The 16072-nt window shown below is 73.8% G+C and carries 19 protein-coding genes; 6 read left to right on the top strand and 13 right to left on the bottom strand.

Annotated features, from left to right (window positions below; all coding sequences use genetic code 11):
- Positions 1-323: 323 nt before the first annotated feature.
- The gene (locus tag LQ327_RS24655) at positions 324-1271 is read right to left on the bottom strand and encodes a cobalamin biosynthesis protein (RefSeq protein ID WP_230738437.1); all 948 of its coding nucleotides are present in this window, start codon (positions 1269-1271) and stop codon (positions 324-326) included.
- A gap of 51 nt (positions 1272-1322) precedes the next feature.
- Between LQ327_RS24655 and tenA the strand changes: the two genes are divergently transcribed.
- Entirely contained in the window at positions 1323-1973 is a 651-nt protein-coding gene (gene tenA, locus LQ327_RS24660) for a thiaminase II (protein ID WP_230738439.1), read from the top strand.
- Between the two features lie 594 nt (positions 1974-2567).
- A complete protein-coding gene (locus LQ327_RS24665; protein ID WP_230738440.1) occupies positions 2568-3920 on the top strand; it encodes an MFS transporter in 1353 nt (450 codons plus the stop codon).
- Positions 3921-4012: 92 nt separating this feature from the next.
- Here the strand turns inward: LQ327_RS24665 and LQ327_RS24670 are convergent, their stop codons facing one another.
- Positions 4013-4345, bottom strand: a complete 333-nt coding sequence (locus tag LQ327_RS24670; RefSeq protein WP_230738441.1) for a hypothetical protein — start codon at positions 4343-4345, stop codon at positions 4013-4015.
- A 33-nt stretch (positions 4346-4378) separates the two neighbouring features.
- Positions 4379-4741: a hypothetical protein gene (locus LQ327_RS24675; protein ID WP_230738443.1), complete on the bottom strand. Its 363-nt coding sequence runs from the start codon at positions 4739-4741 to the stop codon at positions 4379-4381.
- Positions 4742-4861: 120 nt separating this feature from the next.
- Here LQ327_RS24675 and LQ327_RS24680 point away from each other — a divergent pair, with 120 nt between their 5' ends.
- From LQ327_RS24680 to LQ327_RS24690, 3 genes are all read left to right on the top strand, one after another.
- Positions 4862-5101, top strand: coding sequence for a DUF8847 domain-containing protein (locus LQ327_RS24680; RefSeq protein ID WP_230738444.1), 240 nt, complete (start codon positions 4862-4864; stop codon positions 5099-5101).
- Between the two features lie 69 nt (positions 5102-5170).
- Positions 5171-5731 carry a GNAT family N-acetyltransferase gene (locus LQ327_RS24685; RefSeq protein WP_230738446.1) on the top strand — a complete coding sequence of 187 codons (561 nt, stop codon included), beginning with the start codon at positions 5171-5173 and terminating at the stop codon, positions 5729-5731.
- Positions 5732-6350: 619 nt separating this feature from the next.
- Positions 6351-7019: a recombinase family protein gene (locus tag LQ327_RS24690; protein ID WP_230738448.1), complete on the top strand. Its 669-nt coding sequence runs from the start codon at positions 6351-6353 to the stop codon at positions 7017-7019.
- A 6-nt stretch (positions 7020-7025) separates the two neighbouring features.
- Here LQ327_RS24690 and LQ327_RS24695 read toward each other — a convergent pair whose 3' ends face one another.
- From LQ327_RS24695 to LQ327_RS24705, 3 genes are all read right to left on the bottom strand, one after another.
- Positions 7026-7967: a hypothetical protein gene (locus LQ327_RS24695; protein WP_230738449.1), complete on the bottom strand. Its 942-nt coding sequence runs from the start codon at positions 7965-7967 to the stop codon at positions 7026-7028.
- Positions 7968-8082: 115 nt separating this feature from the next.
- Positions 8083-8586, bottom strand: a complete 504-nt coding sequence (locus LQ327_RS24700; protein WP_230738450.1) for a GNAT family N-acetyltransferase — start codon at positions 8584-8586, stop codon at positions 8083-8085.
- Positions 8583-9344 (bottom strand): YebC/PmpR family DNA-binding transcriptional regulator, encoded by a 762-nt coding sequence (locus LQ327_RS24705; protein ID WP_230738452.1) that lies wholly within the window; start codon positions 9342-9344, stop codon positions 8583-8585. Before LQ327_RS24705 ends, LQ327_RS24700 begins: the two co-directional genes overlap by 4 nt.
- Positions 9345-9637: 293 nt before the next feature.
- On the opposite strand from LQ327_RS24705, the gene LQ327_RS24710 reads away from it, so the two are divergent.
- Entirely contained in the window at positions 9638-10138 is a 501-nt protein-coding gene (locus tag LQ327_RS24710) for a PaaI family thioesterase (RefSeq protein WP_230738453.1), read from the top strand.
- Here the strand turns inward: LQ327_RS24710 and LQ327_RS24715 are convergent.
- The 7 genes from LQ327_RS24715 to LQ327_RS24745 all read right to left on the bottom strand — a co-directional run bounded on the left by LQ327_RS24715 (position 10125) and on the right by LQ327_RS24745 (position 16050).
- Positions 10125-10625 (bottom strand): winged helix-turn-helix transcriptional regulator, encoded by a 501-nt coding sequence (locus LQ327_RS24715; protein ID WP_230738455.1) that lies wholly within the window; start codon positions 10623-10625, stop codon positions 10125-10127. The genes LQ327_RS24710 and LQ327_RS24715 overlap by 14 nt on opposite strands.
- A gap of 67 nt (positions 10626-10692) precedes the next feature.
- Positions 10693-11316, bottom strand: a complete 624-nt coding sequence (pdxT, locus tag LQ327_RS24720) for a pyridoxal 5'-phosphate synthase glutaminase subunit PdxT (RefSeq protein WP_230738457.1) — start codon at positions 11314-11316, stop codon at positions 10693-10695.
- A 33-nt stretch (positions 11317-11349) separates the two neighbouring features.
- On the bottom strand, positions 11350-11784 hold the full coding sequence (locus LQ327_RS24725) for a hypothetical protein (RefSeq protein ID WP_230738458.1): 435 nt from the start codon (positions 11782-11784) through the stop codon (positions 11350-11352).
- Between the two features lie 52 nt (positions 11785-11836).
- Positions 11837-12595 (bottom strand): hypothetical protein, encoded by a 759-nt coding sequence (locus LQ327_RS24730; RefSeq protein WP_230738778.1) that lies wholly within the window; start codon positions 12593-12595, stop codon positions 11837-11839.
- A gap of 45 nt (positions 12596-12640) precedes the next feature.
- The gene (gene pdxS, locus LQ327_RS24735) at positions 12641-13570 is read right to left on the bottom strand and encodes a pyridoxal 5'-phosphate synthase lyase subunit PdxS (protein ID WP_372460741.1); all 930 of its coding nucleotides are present in this window, start codon (positions 13568-13570) and stop codon (positions 12641-12643) included.
- A 177-nt stretch (positions 13571-13747) separates the two neighbouring features.
- Positions 13748-14797 (bottom strand): NUDIX hydrolase, encoded by a 1050-nt coding sequence (locus LQ327_RS24740; protein WP_230738459.1) that lies wholly within the window; start codon positions 14795-14797, stop codon positions 13748-13750.
- A complete protein-coding gene (locus LQ327_RS24745; RefSeq protein WP_308286381.1) occupies positions 14794-16050 on the bottom strand; it encodes a glycosyltransferase family 4 protein in 1257 nt (418 codons plus the stop codon). The genes LQ327_RS24740 and LQ327_RS24745 overlap by 4 nt, the downstream gene beginning before the upstream one ends.
- Between the last annotated feature and the right edge of the window lie 22 nt (positions 16051-16072).

A 16072-nucleotide genomic window follows, 5' to 3' on the forward strand; every position in this document is an offset into this window, starting at 1 on the left:
AGCGGGCCTACGTGGCTGCTGCCGGTGCTGCCCGGCAACCGTCCAGGCCCGTTGATCATGCGCAGCGGCCGAAACACCGCACGAGCCGGCCCGCCGGCCGTGATCACCGGGCACCTGACGGGGTCCCGCTCCGGCGACCGGCCCACCAGGTGCCCGATGATCACGCACCCCGCCAAGAATCCGCACTCCCGCAAGCGACCGGCAACACGTGCCGCACTCGGCATGATCAATTGCCTAGCGTCGGCGGAGCACACCCACCCCTCGCCCGGCCGAGAACGACACATCGCGAGATCAGCCCCGGCACCCCACCAGGCACGCGGGTCTCACCCGGACAGCTCCCCCCGATCCACCGCCGCCGCCACCGCCCCGGCCACGAGCGCCGCCCCCACCGTCACCGCCCGGGAGAGCCGCACCGCCCGACGCAGGTCCGGCACGCGGGGCGGCGGACCGCTGCCGAGCACCGGGCGGTCCTGGACGCCGTACGGGTAGACCGTGCGCCCGCCGAGCCGACGCCCGAGCGCCCCCGCGAACGCCGCCTCCACCGGCCCCGCGTTCGGGCTGGGATGCCGAGCCGCGTCCCGGCGCCACGCCCCCAGCGCCGCGCGAGGACGCCCACCGACCACCGGCGCCGTCCCGGCCGCGAGCAGGGCCGCGAGACGGGCGGGCACCGCGTTGGCGACGTCGTCGGCCTCGGCGCTCGCCCAGCCGAACCGGGCGTACCGCGTCGAGAGATGCCCGACCATCGCGTCCAGCGTGTTCACCGCACGGTACCCGAGCAGCCCCGGCACCCCCGCGACCGCACCCCACACCAGCGGAGCCACCACGGCGTCGGAGGTGTTCTCGGCGACCGACTCGAGCGCCGCCCGGGCGAGACCGTCGGCGTCCAACGACGACGGGTCGCGGCCGCACAGCGACGGGAGCCGACGTCGGGCGGCGTCGAGATCGCCCGCGGCGAGCTCCCCGCCCAACGACGACCCCTCCCCCGCGAGCGAGCGGCCGCCGAGGACGGCCCAGGTCGCGACCGCCGTGACCACCACCCGGCCGACCGCCGACCGCGCCGCCGTCCGTTCCAGCAGAGCGCCGCCGAGCACGGCCCCGCCCACGAGGGCTCCGGCGTAGGCCGCACCCCGACGCCGCGAGTCCGCCCACCAGGCCTGCTCGAGACGCGCGGCGCCGGCCCCGAAGAGCGCGACCGGATGACCGCGGCGTGGATCGCCCAGCACGGCGTCCGCGATCACCCCGAGCAGCAGCCCCGTGGCCCGTCCTCGCATCAGGTGATCATCGCAGCAGCGGCCGGGCGCCCGCCGTGACACGCTGCGGGTGTGGCGTTCAGCGACGAGCTCTGGGACTCCGCGGCCGACGTCTACACCGCGATCCGCGCCCATCCCTTCCTCACCGGACTGACCGACGGGACGCTGCCGCACGCCGCGTTCGGACAGTTCGTGGTGCAGGACAGCCACTACCTGCGCGGCTACGCGCGGGCGCTGGCCGTGCTCGCCGCGCGGGCACCCACCGAGGACGACACCACGCTGTTCGCCCAGCACGCCGCGGGCGCGATCGCGGCCGAGCAGGACATGCACGCGGCACTCTCCGACGCGCTCGCCCTGGACACCGACGCCCCGGCCACCCCGACGACGCTCGCCTACACCAGCTATCTGCTCGCGACCTGCCACGGCGCCTCGTTCGCCGAGGGACTCGGTGCGGTGCTGCCCTGCTACTGGATCTACGCGCGGGTCGGCGAGGCGCTGCTCGGGGAGTCGTCGCCGGACCCGCTCTACGCCCGGTGGATCGCGATGTACGGCGGCGACGAGTTCCAGGCGGTCGTCGACGCGGCCCTGGGGGTCATGGACCGCATCGCCGTGGACCTGGCCCCGGCCGAGCGGAGCCGGGTCCTCGAGCACTACCGGACGACCTCGCGCTACGAGTGGATGTTCTGGGACGCGGCCTGGCGCCGGGAGAATTGGCCGGTCTGACGCCGGCCACGCACCGGCCCACGAACGACGACGGCGGGCCCACCCCCTGGGGTGGACCCGCCGTCGTGAGCTGTCTGGAGGCCTCAGGCCTCGACGAGGCCCGCCTCGACCTGCGGACGGCCGCCCTTCCAGTTGCGCTGCGCGTACGCGGCGAGGCTGGACGCCAGCCCGAATCCCGCTCCTCCAACGACAACCATGGCCACGAACACTGCCGCCATTTGGTGGCTCCTCCTCACCAGGTGCACGCGCCGCATCCGGTGGGCGGGTCCTGCTGACCCGGTCGGAGTCCGACGCTTGCGTATCGAGTGGATGCTGGCTGCATCCACCCGTAGAGACGCGTCGATCTCGGCGGATGTTCCAGCCGTCGCCCGGTGAATTCCGGTGTTCCATGTCACCCTCAGGTGTCCGGCGCGCACCACGGGTAAGAGAGCAGTACGGTTCGGCACACGAAAACGAAGCGAATCGGACATTTCACCCATAAAGACTCGCACGGTTCCGAGGGCCGTAGGGCGGGGAGGAAGAGACGTGACTGGAACAACGGACGTCGAATCGAGTGGGACGCCGCCGAACATCACCGTCACAGACACGGCGACCATGCAGCGCGCGGTGGGCGCGGCCGCGGTCGGCAACATCACCGAGTGGTTCGACTTCGGGGTCTACGCCTACCTGGCGACGACGATCGAGTCCAACTTCTTCCCGCCGGGACCGCTCGCGCAGATCGGCGTGTTCGCCGGCTTCGCGGTGTCGTTCCTGGTCCGACCGTTGGGCGGGCTCTTCTTCGGCCCGCTCGGTGACCGGATCGGCCGCACCAAGGTCCTGTCGATCACCGTCATCATGATGGCGGTCGGGACGTTCCTGCTCGGGTTCATTCCGCCGTACTCGGCGATCGGCATCTGGGCCCCGATCCTGCTGGTGCTCTGTCGTGTGATCCAGGGCTTCTCGACCGGCGGTGAGTACGCGGGAGCGATGACGTTCATCGCCGAGTACTCACCGGACCGACGACGCGGCTTCTTCGGCAGCTTCCTCGAATGCGGGACGTTCATCGGCTACGCGCTCGGCGCCACCGTCGCGACGGTCATCCCGCTCATCTCGTCGCCCGAGTTCGCCTCGACCTGGGCCTGGCGCATCCCGTTCTTCATCGCGCTCCCGCTCGGCATCGTCGGGGTCTACCTGCGCGTGAGGCTCGAGGAGACCCCGGCCTTCCAGACGCTGCTGTCGGAGTCCGAGGAGCGGGAAGGCACCCAGGCCTCGGCCGGCATCAAGATGCTGTTCACGAAGTACTGGCCGGCCATGCTCACCGCGGGCGGCATCGTCATGGCCTGGAACATCCCGAACTACATGCTGACCAGCTACATGCCGACCTTCCTCAAGGAGGACGTGACGCGGACCGGCGGTCAGGGGATCGACGCGACGAGCTCCGAGATCACCCAGATCATCATCCTGTGGGCCGCGGTCTTCATCATCCCGGCGCTGGGCATGCTCTCCGACCGGGTCGGCCGCAAGCCGCTGATGCTGACCGCCGCCATCGGCACGGTCATCCTTGCCTTCCCGATGATCTATCTCGTCACCCTCGGGTCGGTGTCCCTCGTCGGGCTCAGCCTGGCCGTCATGGCGATCCTGCTGATCCTCTTCAGCGCGACGTCGCCCTCGACACTGCCGGCCCTGTTCCCCACCGAGATCCGCTACGGCGGACTGTCGATCTCGTTCAACATCTTCGTCTCGGCGTTCGCCGGCACGACGTCGCTGATCATGTCGGCGCTGGTGATCGGGACCGGGTGGGCCTACTGGCCCGCCGTCTACCTGATCTTCGGTGCCCTCGCGGGCCTCGCAGCGCTCCTCGCGCTGCGCGACCCGGCCGGCAAGCCGCTGCCCGGCTCCAACCCGGCGGTCTCGACGCCGGAGGAGGCCCGGGAGCTCGCCGCCTCGGGGCACACCGCGCGCGGCTAGACCGCACGCGGCCGGCCACCGCGATCACGGACCGGAGCCCGTCCCGCCGTACCCGGCGGGGCGGGCTCCGTCGTGTGTCCGGCCCTGGCCGCTCAGGCCGGTCGGCGCAGCACGAACCGGCTCTCGACGACCGTCGTGTAGGTCCCCGAGGAGTGCACGTAGCCGGTCGGGTAGAGCGCGTGGTGCGGCCCGCCGAACTGGACGAGCTCCCACCCGTCGCGGCCGAGCCGGTTGAGGTGCTCGGCGAACAACCGCGCCCACGGCACGCTGTAGGGGCGGTACTCCTCGAAGATCAGCTCGTCCTTCGGACCGACCGCGTAGGCCTGCCACTCCGCGGTGTCGTGGCTGCTCGCGGCCGGGTCGAGGCTCCCGGTGGACAGCTGGACGGCAGAGATCTCCAGGGTCGCGTACTCCCAGGACGTCACGCGGGGGACCCTGTCACGAGGAGCGACCGGACGTCAGGAGGCTCGGCGATGGCGGCGCTCCGGCTCCGTCGGCGCCGGCGCGACGGCGCGGCGCGTGTCCTGCAGCGGCCGCACCACCCCGGCCGGCACCCGGGACGGAATCCGCCGACGCACGGCGGCGCGCCCGACCGGGATGCCCGCCCGGGGCCGCTCGACGCTGCGTCCGGCGAGCGTCTGGGGCCCACCGGCCCGCGTCGACGACGACGAGTCGCCCAGCAGGAATCCGGCGCCCTTGACGACGAGCCCCATGACGACGAGCGCGATCCCCGGCATCGTGCCGCCGTTCACCCCGAAGGCGATCGCCGCACCGGCGGCGACCATCCCGAAACCGACGAGGAGCAGCACTGGGGAACGCACCTCACCACGCTAGGTGCCGCCTCAGCCGACGGCGTTGCTCTGTTCGGGTCGTCTTCCGGTCCGTGACGACTGCGGAGCGCGGCCGTACGCTGTGCGCCAACGATCACTCGGGAGGGTGCAGTGAGGGAGTTCGCCGTCCGCTACGTGAACGGTCCGTTGCAGGGGGAGGGGTCGATCTCGGTACCGGACGACGCACCCGGCGAGCCGCCGCTGGTGCAGCGGATCCCGCTCCCCGCGACCGAGCGGGGCGTGCAGCAGACGATGTCGCGCATGGTCGGCGGACAGAGCCACGCCGTCTACGAGCGGACCTCGCTCAACGACGCCGAGGAGTGGGAGTTCCAGCTCGTCCGCATCGAGTAGCACCCCCGCCGCCGGCCCGGCTCGCCCGCCCGTGGCGAGCGGGCCGAGCCGCGCGGGATGATGCCGACCATGACCGACTCCGGGATCTCGGTCCGCCCGGCCGAGAGCGGGGACGCCGAGCGGATCGCCGACGTCTTCGCGGGCTACGTGCTGGCCTCGATCGCCACGTTCGTCGAGGAGCCGCCGCCGGCCTCGGAGTGGGAGGAGCGGATCGCCGCGGCCCGCGACCGCAAGCTCCCGTTCCTCGTGGCCGACCTGCCCGAGGGCCACGCGAGCGCCCCGCCCGGCGGGCTGCGGGTGGCCGGCTTCGCCGCGTGCTCGTCGTTCCGTCCGCACGCCGCCTACCGGTTCACCGTCGAGGACTCGGTCTACATCGCGCCCGAGGCGACCGGCCAGGGTCTCGGCGGCCGGCTGCTGACGGCTCTCGTCGAGGAGCTCGCCCAGACCGAGATGCGTCAGGTCGTGGCCGTGATCGCCACGCTGCCCGACACCCGGCACGACACCCCGTCGATCGTGCTGCACCGCCGGCTCGGCTTCGAGGTCGTCGGGCGCATGCCCTCGGTCGGGTACAAGCGGGGGCAGTGGGCCGACACCGTGATCATGCAGAAAGACCTCCGCCCCGGATCATGAACATTCAATGACCCATGCTCAATATGTCGGACCGGACGACCGGACTCCAGCCGGAAGCGCACAACCCTTCGGTGCACGATATGATGGTGGCGCCATTCCATCCGGGTGACACGATATATTCGATACTCCCGTCCGAAATTCTGCGTCCGCGTCCCGGATCAGGGGAATGCGACTCCTGCGTCGTCAGGACGTCCCCGCGACGCCCTCTCTTCCCGGGGCTCCGGATTCACCTCCCGGGAGCGCCTCACGGCCCGGCCGGGCCACCGCCGCCACGGTGCGCCCGGCCGGGCCTGCCCCTCCCCGGGGCATCACGCGGCCATGAGCAGTACAGATGCTGGGCCGAATCGGCCGTGACGTGGACTTCCGAACCGTCGCCGTGAGGGAAGGAGCCACTTCGTTGGACCGATCGGGCGTTCTTCGGTTCTCATCCGGAACGACGCGGAGGCAGAACCGTGATCCACGTTTCCGATCACTGAGCGGGAGGAACCCGGCCGCAAGTCCGTGATCCACTGGGTTCAGCGGCGACGAAAAAACGCGACGACAACCGCGTGAAACGTTCCTGCGGCGATGATTCCGGGGGGAATGACATCGTGCGGGACATTCTCCTATTATTTGCAGGATGAACCGCGCCCAGGACCTCGATATGCTCGCGGCGGAGCCCGAGGTACCGTCCGGCCGCGCGATCGGGTACGGGCGTGGCTCCGTCTCCTCCCCCACCGACGTCGGCGGACCCGAGGACCAACGTGCCGCGCTGCTCGACGCCGGATGTGCCCGTGTCTACCTCGACACCTCCTCGGGTCGTGGTGGAGCGGCCAGGCCTCAGCTCGACGCCTGTCTGGCCGCCCTCGAGCCGGGGGACACGCTGGTCGTCGTCCGCCTCGATCGGCTCGGACGGTCGTTGCCGCAGCTCGTGACGCTCGTGAACGACCTGCGCGCCCGCGGGGTGGGCATGCGCGCCCTCCAGGAGGGACTGGACACCACCACGCCGGGCGGGCGGATGGTGTTCGAGGTGTTCGCCGCGCTGAGCGACTTCCTGCGCGAGCTGCTCGTCGAGGGCACCCGGGACGGCCTGGCCGCCGCCCGCGCCCGGGGACAGCGACTGGGACGGCCGCCCGCGCTGACCCCCGAGCAGGTCCACCAGGCCCGGACGATGCTCGCCCGGCCGGAGAACTCGGTCGCGTCCATCGCGCGAATGCTCGGCGTCAGCCGGTCCACCCTCTACAAGCACGTCCCGGAGCTCGGCGGACGCCAGGTCTCGTCGCCGCCGCCGGACGCCCGCGAGGCCTGAGCAGGCTCAGGACGGTCGCCGCGAGCCCGCCACGCGGCGGCCCGTCGGCCGCACCGGGGCCGTTCGACGACGGGTCCGGGCGGCGGGGCGCCCCGCACCCGACGGCGTCTCGGGCGACATCGGGACGTCGGTGGTCTCCTGCGCCGCGAGCTCGTCCGGGTCGGTGACCACGTCGGCCGGAGGACCCGCGGGGCGCAGGTCGCGCGCCGGGCCGGGTCCTGGCCGACGGACCGGGTCGAGGACCACCGTGTCGGCCGCCTCGGGGGCGACGGCGGGTGAGGGCATGGCGCCGGGTGAGGGCACCGAGGTGACGGCGGGCGCCGGTCCAGCGGGGACGGCCGGTTCGGGCGACGGCCGGGGCGCGGGCTCCGGTCGGGGCGCAGGCCCCGGCCCGGAAACGGGCTCGGGGCGCGGCGGGGCCGTCGTCGGGGGCCCGGCCGCGCGCGCCGGAGCGGGGACCGGCAGTGGCGAGCGCTCGGGCCCGCGCGGGGCCGTCGACAACGGAGCGAGAGCCGGCCGCGCCGCCACCGCCGGCTCGGGCGCCACGCCCGACGCCGGCCGGGGTGCCGCCCCCGGCACCGGGTCGGGTACCGCCGACGCCGGCCCGGGTGCCACACCCGACGCCGGCTCGGGCGCTGCCGATGCCGGCCCGGGGCGCGGTCGGTGCCGCGCCGGGGCGGTCTCGCCGGCGGACGACGGCGCGGTCTCGCGCAACCACCGGTGGCTGCGACGAGCCGACCAGGTGTTCGCCCCCGCCACCATCAGAACCATCGCGGCCACGAGCGCCGACACCTCGTCGCCGACGACCAGCAGGCCGATCATGGCGAGCAGCGCGGCCGCGGCGACCAGCGCGGCCGCGATCATCGTCGAGGTCGCGGCCCGCGGGGACTCGTGCACCGCGTACCAGGGGACGGCGTCCGGACGCCCGCCGGAGTCCGTCGTCGCCATCCGCGCCTCCCACCCGCCGTTCACGCCCCGTTCAGATGCGCTCACCCAGGAGCAACGGGCGGAAGGGCCGGGAGTGACGGTCCGCAGCACGCAGGCGCGCCGGAGGATCACCCGATCAGGGAGCCAGACGCTCCATCCGGACCACGGCGACTCCTGCGGCATCGACCTCGCGCCCGGACTCGACGTATCCCCGGCGGGCGTAGAGCGCCAGGTTCTCGGCGCTGTCCACACCGGTGACCAGCCACGACGTCGCGCCCCGGGGCAGCACCGCGTGCGCGGCGTCGATCAGGGCGGCGCCGATCCCCCGCCCCTGGACGTCGGGGGCCACGGAGTACCGGACGAACGCCACCGGGCCGCCGCCCCCGACCCCGCGCAGGCGCGCCGACCCGACGAGCCGCGGGCCGAGCCAGGCGCCGAAGCCCGCGACGTCGGATCGGCGCAGGTCGGCGGCGAGATCCTCGGGGGTCTCGACCAGCGGCGGGATCTCCGTCGTCCGGTACCGGCGTCCCTCGGAGAGGTACGCGGCGTACTGGACGGTCAGCGCCTCACCGGCGTGCTCGGGTCGCAGCGGCCCGACGACGAACCCGCCGGGGGCGTCGTCGGGAGCCGCGGCGGTCACCCGACCTCGGCCATGACCTCGTCGGAGGCGTCGAAGTTCGAGTAGACGTTCTGGACGTCGTCGGAGTCCTCGAGGGCGTCGATGATCCGCAGCACCTTGCGGGCACCGTCGGCGTCGACCTCGACGTTCAACGTCGGCACGAAGGAGACGTCGGCCGAGTCGTAGTCGATCTCGTTCTCCTGCAGCGCGGTGCGCACGGCCACCAGGTCGGTCGCCTCGGTGAGCACCTCGAAGCTCTCGCCGTAGTCGTTGACCTCCTCGGCGCCGGCCTCGAGCACGGCGAGCAGGAGATCGTCCTCGGTGAGCGCGCCGGAGGACTGGTCCTTCGGGACGATGATCACGCCGCGCCGGTTGAACAGGTAGGACACCGAGCCCGCGTCGGCCATCTGACCGCCGTTGCGGTTCATGGCGGTGCGGACCTCGCCCGCGGCGCGGTTCTTGTTGTCGGTGAGGCACTCGATGAGCACCGCGACGCCGCCCGGGGCGTAGCCCTCGTAGGTGATGTTCTGGTATTCGGCGCCACCGGCCTCGGCACCGGAGCCGCGCTTGACCGCGCGGTCGATGTTGTCGTTGGGGACCGAGGTCTTCTTCGCCTTCTGGATGGCGTCGAACAGCGTCGGGTTCGCCGCCGGGTCCCCGCCGCCGGTCCGCGCCGCGACCTCGATGTTCTTGATCAGCTTCGCGAACATCTTGCCGCGCTTGGCATCGATGGCGGCCTTCTTGTGCTTCGTCGTCGCCCACTTGGAGTGGCCGCTCATGACTCTCCCGCCCTTCGTCTCGCGCGCGTGCCGTGCAGCGTCGGCGCACACCGCACGCCAGACCCCGGGGGCTTCGGTGCGGCGGACGTCCCGACGACGGCACGGGTCGCGACCCGGCCCCGAGCACATCACCCGACGTCGTCGCGCCCTCCTGCCTCGACGCTCCAGTCTACCGACGACCAACACGGCCGGTGGGACGGCGTGTCGCACCCGGTGTGACGGGGCCGCCGTTGCCCTGCTCGGCCGCACGTCCTAGCGTCTGAGTTCCGATCTGCAACTCAGGAGGTCTCCAGGTGAGCACCTACGTCGTCGTCCGGGAACGGTCCTACCGCTGGGAGGACCCGCGCGCGCTCGCCGCGCAGGCGCCGCAGCGCAGCGGGCTGGCCTTCCTCGAGGCGATCCGGGACGGCGAGCTGCCGCCGCCCCCGATCATGGCGACCATCGGCGCGGGCGTGGAGTCCGTCGAGGAGGGCCGCGTCGTGTTCGTCCTCGAGCCGGCCGAGTACCACTACAACCCGATCGGGTCGGTGCACGGCGGCGTCTACGCGACGCTGCTCGACTCCTCGTGCGGGTGCGCGGTCCAGTCGACCCTGCCCGCGGGCGTCGGGTACACGAGCCTCGACCTGTCGGTGCGCTTCCTGCGGCCGATGTCGGCGGACACCGGACCGGTGCGCTGCGAGGGGATCGTCGTCTCGTCCGGACGGCGCACCGCACTCGCCCGGGCCTCGATCACCGACGCGGCCGGGCGGCTGCTCGGCGAGGCCACGTCGAGCTGCCTGATCATGCGTCCCTGACGGAGGCGTCCACCTTCCGTCGGGACCCCGGGCCGGGCACCGTCCGGACCCGGTCCGCCGGTCCGAGCACGTGGCCCTCGGCGCAGACCTCCTGCAGCACGACCGGCGCCCCGCAATCGTGCTGCACGACGGCGGGCGGTCCGTCCGGACCAGCGTGGTGCCGGTCGCCGTAGGCCATCAGGGCGAGCAGCACCGGACGCAGGTCGAGCCCCGCCGTCGTGGGCCGGTACTCGCGGCGCGCCCGCCGGCCCGGCTCGCGGTACTCCCGGGTCTCGACGAGGCCGGCGTCGACGAGGGTGGTCAGCCGGCGGGTGAGGATGTTGCGCGCGATCCCGAGGTGGGTCACCAGCTCGTCGAAGCGCCGCAGGCCGTTGAGCAGGTCGCGGAGGACCAGCACCGTCCATGGTTCGCCGAGCACGGTCATGGTGCGCGCGATCGAGCAGGTGCTCGAGTCGAGGTCGCGCCACGCCGGGGTCTCGGTGCTCACGGTGCCCACGATACCTGGGTGGTCGAGAGCCACCCAGGTCGTCGGGCCTCGTCGGCGAGCTCCGTCGTCAGGCGGCGTACTCGCGTACGCGGCGCAGGAAGAGGTCGTGCAGGCGGGCGTCCCCGGTCTGCTCGGGGTGGAAGGCCGTGGCCATGACCGGCCCCTGCCGCACCGCGACGATCTTCCCGGACGCCTCCCCGCCGATGCTCGACGGGACCCGCGCGATGACGTCGACCCCGCGCCCGACCGACTCGACCCACGGCGCCCGGATGAACACCGCGCGCACCGGCCCGCCGCCGATGCCGGTGACGGACAGGTCGGACTCGAAGGACTGCACCTGGCGTCCGAAGGCGTTGCGCCGGACCACGATGTCGAGCGCACCGAGCTGGTGCTGGTCGGGGCGGGCGTCGATCGCCTCGCGCGCGAGCAGGATCATCCCGGCGCACGAGCCGAAGGCCGGCATCCCGGTGGAGAGCCGCCCGCGGAGCGGCTCGAGGAGGTCGAACGCGACGAGCAGCTTGGACAGCGTCGTCGACTCCCCGCCGGGGAGCACGAGCCCGGCGACCTCCGCCAGCTCGGCGGGACGACGGACCGGGCGCGGGTCGGCCCCGCAGGCGCGCAGCGCGTCGAGGTGCTCGGGCACGTTGCCCTGGAGGGCGAGCACGCCCACCGGCGGCCCGACGGCGGTCATGGTTCCTCCGTCCCCGGGCGCGTCGGCCCGGCGTCAGCTGTTGTTCCGGTCCGGGAACCGGGTCTGGTACTCGTCGAGGTGCTGGGTGGCGCACATGCGCTGCTCCTGCTGACCGCTCGCCTGCTGCATGCACTGGTCGAGGGTCAGCCCCTCACCGAAGGTACCGATCCCGAGCATGGCCGGGACGACGATCGCCGCGCCCCAGATGAGCCCGACGAGTCCCAGGACGAGGCCGCCCAGCGCGGCGCCGCCGGACCGGTCCGGGTCGTGGAAGGCCTTGCGCGCGCCGATGAAGCCCACGATCACGGCGGCGAGCCCGGCGACCATGCCGACCCAGCCGAGGAACCACGCGGTCCCGGCGGCGACGACGCCCAGCACCAGGGCAGGGGTTCCCCATCCCTCGAGGCCCTTCCCCGTCGCGGAGCCACCGGCTTCGGGCTCGGGAGCGGCGGAGCGGGATGTCGTCATGGGCGTGGATGGTGCCACGGCCATGGCGGTGCCCGTCGCGCGGCCAGCCCGGTCAGGTGGCGGCGTTCGGGAAGCGCTGGTTGAACTCGGTGATGTGCTGCGACTTGCACATGTGCATCTCGAAGGCGCCGTTCGCCTGCTGGAGGCATTGGTCGAGCGTCAGGCCGTCCCCGAAGTTGCCGGTGCCGAACAGCGTCGGCCAGACGACGACCACGCCCACGACGAGCCCGACCGCGCCGAGGGTGAGGCCGCCGAGCGACGAGCCGCCGTCGGTCGCGAGGCCGTTCCAGGCGCGCCGGGCCCCGAGGTAACCGGCGGCCACCCCGAACAGCCCGAGAACCACGCCGGCCCAGCCGGTCCAGCACGTGCCCGCCGCGAGCAGGCCCAGGACGAGCGCCGGGATGCCCATGCCGTTGCGGCGCTCGGTGCCGTCGGCGGTCCCGGCGTCGTCGGGCTTGGCGCGGCCACGGCGCTCGGCATCGGCGACCGCCGCGGCCTCCTCGTCCGCACCCGGGGTGGGTACGGCGGGCGGGGTGGGAGCCTGCGGAGTCGGGGCCGCGGGGCCCTGCGTGCTCGGCGGCGGCGGGCCTGCCGCGTGCCCGGGTCGGCCGCGCGGGGCGGGTGGCCCGGGCGGCGGGCCGGGGGGCGGCGTCCGTGCGGGGCCGGGCGGTGCGGGGGCGACTCGGGGCAGCACGTCGGTCTCCGCCTCGAGCGGCGGCGCGGCGGTCGGCGGCCCGGCCGGCGGGGCCCCCGGTCCCTGCCGCGGGACCACGCGGACGCGGCGAGCGCCCTCGTTCGTCTCCCCGGTCATCGTCGCGATCCTCCCACCCCGGACGTCAGGCGGTCGTCCGGCCCGTCACCAGCCCCGCGTGGCCAGCTTCTCGGAGTCGGGCATGTCGGACGTCGTCCGTCCGACCATCGCCTCGCCGAGACCGGCCGAGACCTTGGCGATCACGTCGGGATCGTCGTGGAACGTGGTGGCCTTGACGATCGCCTCGGCCCGGCGGGCCGGGTCGCCCGACTTGAAGATCCCGGAACCGACGAAGACCCCTTCGGCGCCGAGCTGCATCATCATGGCCGCGTCCGCGGGGGTCGCGATGCCGCCGGCGGTGAACAGCACGACGGGCAGCCGCCCGGACTCGGCGATCTCCTGCACGATCGGCAGCGGGGCCTGCAGGTCCTTGGCCGCGGCGTAGAGCTCCTGAGCATCCATGCGGGAGAGCCGGCGGATGTCCGCGCGGATGGCCCGCATGTGACGGGTGGCCTCGACGACGTTGCCCGTGCCCGCCTCGCCCTTCGAGCGGATCATCGCGGCGCCCTCGCCGATGCGGCGCAGGGCCTCGCCGAGGTTGGTCGCGCCGCAGACGAAGGGGACCGTGAACGCCCACTTGTCGATGTGGTGCGCCTCGTCCGCCGGGGTGAGCACCTCGGACTCGTCCACGTAGTCCACGCCCAGCGACTGCAGGACCTGGGCCTCGACGAAGTGGCCGATGCGGGCCTTGGCCATCACCGGGATCGACACCGCGTCGACGATCCCGGTGATCATGTCGGGATCGGACATCCGGGCGACCCCGCCGTCGGCGCGGATGTCGGCCGGCACGCGCTCGAGCGCCATGACCGCCACGGCGCCGGCGTCCTCGGCGATGCGCGCCTGCTCCGGGGTGACCACGTCCATGATCACGCCGCCCTTGAGCATGTCGGCGAGGCCGCGCTTGACCCCCCGCGAATCGGACGAGGTGGTCGGGTCGGGGCGGGTCACGGCAGGGCCTCCATCAACGAACGGCATCAACGACGGTGTCGGACTCCCCGATGCTAGACGCGACCCCCGACAGCGTCAGGCGCCCGCGACGCGGCCCACGTCACGGAGCCGGCATCAGGCCACCCGCGGGTGCGTGGATGGCGCCGTCCGCTCGTCAGATGTCAGGAATGTGCCATTGCTGACCGAGGGGCGGGCGGGGCCGACCTACTGGATCGGCACCGGCGGATCGGGCGGCGCCAGGGAGCCGGGGTCGCCCAGCAGATCGGCGAGCTGGCGCGGGTAGACGACGTCGATCGTGGCCGCCAGCTCGGTGCGGGTCCACCAGCGGTGCCGGCGCACGGTGCGCCGCTCCTGCTCGGTGAACCCGGAGACGTCGACCGTCGGCACCGGATCCACGCGGAGCACGAAGAACACCTCGCGAGCCGCGTAGGTGACGCCGTCGTGGTCGAAGATGACGTCGCGCACCCAGAGCGGGCCGTCGAGGTCGCCGATCCCCGGCTTCCCGGCCACGATCCCCGTCTCCTGCCCCAGCTCCCGCCCGGCCGCGTCGGCCGGGTCCTCGTCCGGCTCCACCCCGCCACCCGGCGTGAACCAGAACGCCTCCCCCGGTCGCGCGGGGTCCACGCCCTCGAAGAGCAGCACCCGTCCGTCCGGGTCGAGCACCACGACGCGCGCCGCGTCCCGCGCCACCGGGAGATCCACCGCGCCGTCGCCGTCGCCGGGCCGCTCCCCCGCCTCGGCGATCTCGAAGTAGCGCGGCCAGGGCGCGGTGCCCGCCAGGTGGAGCACCCGCACCATCCGCCGCCCCCGCAGCGCGCGCGTGTCCCGGATCGCGTCGTTGTGCACCCGCCGGGCGACCACCACGCGGGCGTCCGCGTCGGCGAGCTCGGCCGAGAGGTCCGGCGGCAGCAGCGCGTCGTCGAGCGCGGTGCGGCGCACCACGAGGTCGTTCTCGGCGGCCTCACGCGCCTCGGCACCGCGCGCGCCCTCGACCGCCCGGGCGGCGGTCCGCAGCGCGCGCCGGTCGGTCGGGGTGAGCGACGACGGCGGCGCGGTGGCCGCGACCGCCCGGACCACGGCCGCGCGACGGTCCAGCGCGTCGATCAGCCCGTGGTAGGCCGCGTCGACCCGCACGTGGAGCCGGTCGAGCCGGCGGGCCCGGCCGATCATCACGGCGGCGGTCACGAGGAGCACCACCACGACGACGGCGACGATCAGGACCGCGAGCCAGCCGCCCGGGCCGAACAGGTTCACGACGACGACGGTAGGCGCCCGGGAATCCCCTCCGCCGTACGCGAGGAGGTGTCCGCGCCGACACGGCGCCGCGGCGAGCCGAGCCGCCCGTCGAGCGCCCCCGTGTCGTCCTCCCGGGGGACGACCTGCCGCGGATCCGCCGCGACGGCCACCTCGTAGACGCGCAGCACCGCCGAGGCCACCGTGGTCCAGTCGAACGCGGCCACCCGGGACCGCCCGGCGCGCGCGAGCTCCGCTCGGCGTGCGGGGTCGGCGAGCAGGGCGGCGATCCCCTCCTCCCACACGGCCGGGTCGTCCGGCGGCAGCAGCTGCCCGGCGACGGCGCCGGAGTCGGGGTCGGTGAGCACCCGGCGGAACGCCTCGATGTCGCTGGCGACGACCGGGGTGCCCGCGGCCATCGCCTCGGCGACGACGATGCCGAAGCTCTCGCCGCCCGTGTTCGGCGTCGCGAGCAGGTCCATCGCGCCGAGGGCCCGCGCCTTGGTGGCGTCGTCGACGGCGCCGAGGATGTCGACGCGGTCGGCCAGCGTGGCGGGGAGGTGGCGTCGCAGGTCGGCGACGTCGCCCCGCCCGACGACGAGCAGCCGCAGCCCGGGGCGCGACGCCGCCAGGGGCGCGAGTGCCGCGAGCAGGGTGGCCATGCCCTTGCGCGGCTCGTCGAAGCGCCCGAGGAAGCCCACGGTGGTGCTCCCGGGCGGCCGGGCCAGGGGGTCGGCCGCAAACGACGCGACGGCAGCCACATCAACGCCGTTGGGGATCTCGACCGCGTCACCGCCGAGGTGCTCGACGTAGACCTGCCGGGCCAGCGGCGAGACCGCGATCCGTGCGGTGACCCGCTCCAGCATCGGCCGCAGCCAGGACGCGAACAGGGCCATCGTCCGCGACCGCGGCGTCGAGGTGTGGAACGTCGCGACGACGGGTCCGTCGGCGACGGCGAGCGCGAGCATCGACAGGCTCGGCGCGGTCGGCTCGTGCAGGTGCAGCACGTCGAACGCGCCCGCGGCGAGCCAGCGCCGCACGCGGTGCATCGAGACCGGGCCGAACGTCAGCCGGGCCACCGAACCGTTGTAGGGGATGCCGACGGCGCGGCCGGCCCGGGTGACGAAGTCCGGGACCGGGGTGGACGGGCTCGCCGGGGCGAGGACGTCGACGTGGTGACCGAGCCGGACGAGCGCCCGCGCCAGGTCCAGGACGTGGGCCTGCACGCCGCCCGCGACGTCGAGCGAGTACGGGCACACGATCCCGACCCTCAGGGACGTTCCGGCCATGGCCACC

It is taken from the genome of Actinomycetospora endophytica, assembly GCF_021026375.1.
Classification (GTDB): Bacteria; Actinomycetota; Actinomycetes; order Mycobacteriales; family Pseudonocardiaceae; genus Actinomycetospora; species Actinomycetospora endophytica.

Coding starts and splice junctions, on each gene's coding strand:
- LQ327_RS24655 (WP_230738437.1), bottom strand. CDS start 1,271: ATGCGAGGACGGGCCACGGGGCTGCTGCTCGGGGTGATCGCGGACGCC.
- LQ327_RS24665 (WP_230738440.1), top strand. CDS start 2,568: ATGCAGCGCGCGGTGGGCGCGGCCGCGGTCGGCAACATCACCGAGTGG.
- LQ327_RS24685 (WP_230738446.1), top strand. CDS start 5,171: ATGACCGACTCCGGGATCTCGGTCCGCCCGGCCGAGAGCGGGGACGCC.
- LQ327_RS24690 (WP_230738448.1), top strand. CDS start 6,351: ATGAACCGCGCCCAGGACCTCGATATGCTCGCGGCGGAGCCCGAGGTA.
- LQ327_RS24695 (WP_230738449.1), bottom strand. CDS start 7,967: ATGGCGACGACGGACTCCGGCGGGCGTCCGGACGCCGTCCCCTGGTAC.
- LQ327_RS24705 (WP_230738452.1), bottom strand. CDS start 9,344: ATGAGCGGCCACTCCAAGTGGGCGACGACGAAGCACAAGAAGGCCGCC.
- pdxT (WP_230738457.1), bottom strand. CDS start 11,316: ATGACCGCCGTCGGGCCGCCGGTGGGCGTGCTCGCCCTCCAGGGCAAC.
- LQ327_RS24725 (WP_230738458.1), bottom strand. CDS start 11,784: ATGACGACATCCCGCTCCGCCGCTCCCGAGCCCGAAGCCGGTGGCTCC.
- LQ327_RS24730 (WP_230738778.1), bottom strand. CDS start 12,595: ATGACCGGGGAGACGAACGAGGGCGCTCGCCGCGTCCGCGTGGTCCCG.
- pdxS (WP_372460741.1), bottom strand. CDS start 13,570: ATGCCGTTCGTTGATGGAGGCCCTGCCGTGACCCGCCCCGACCCGACC.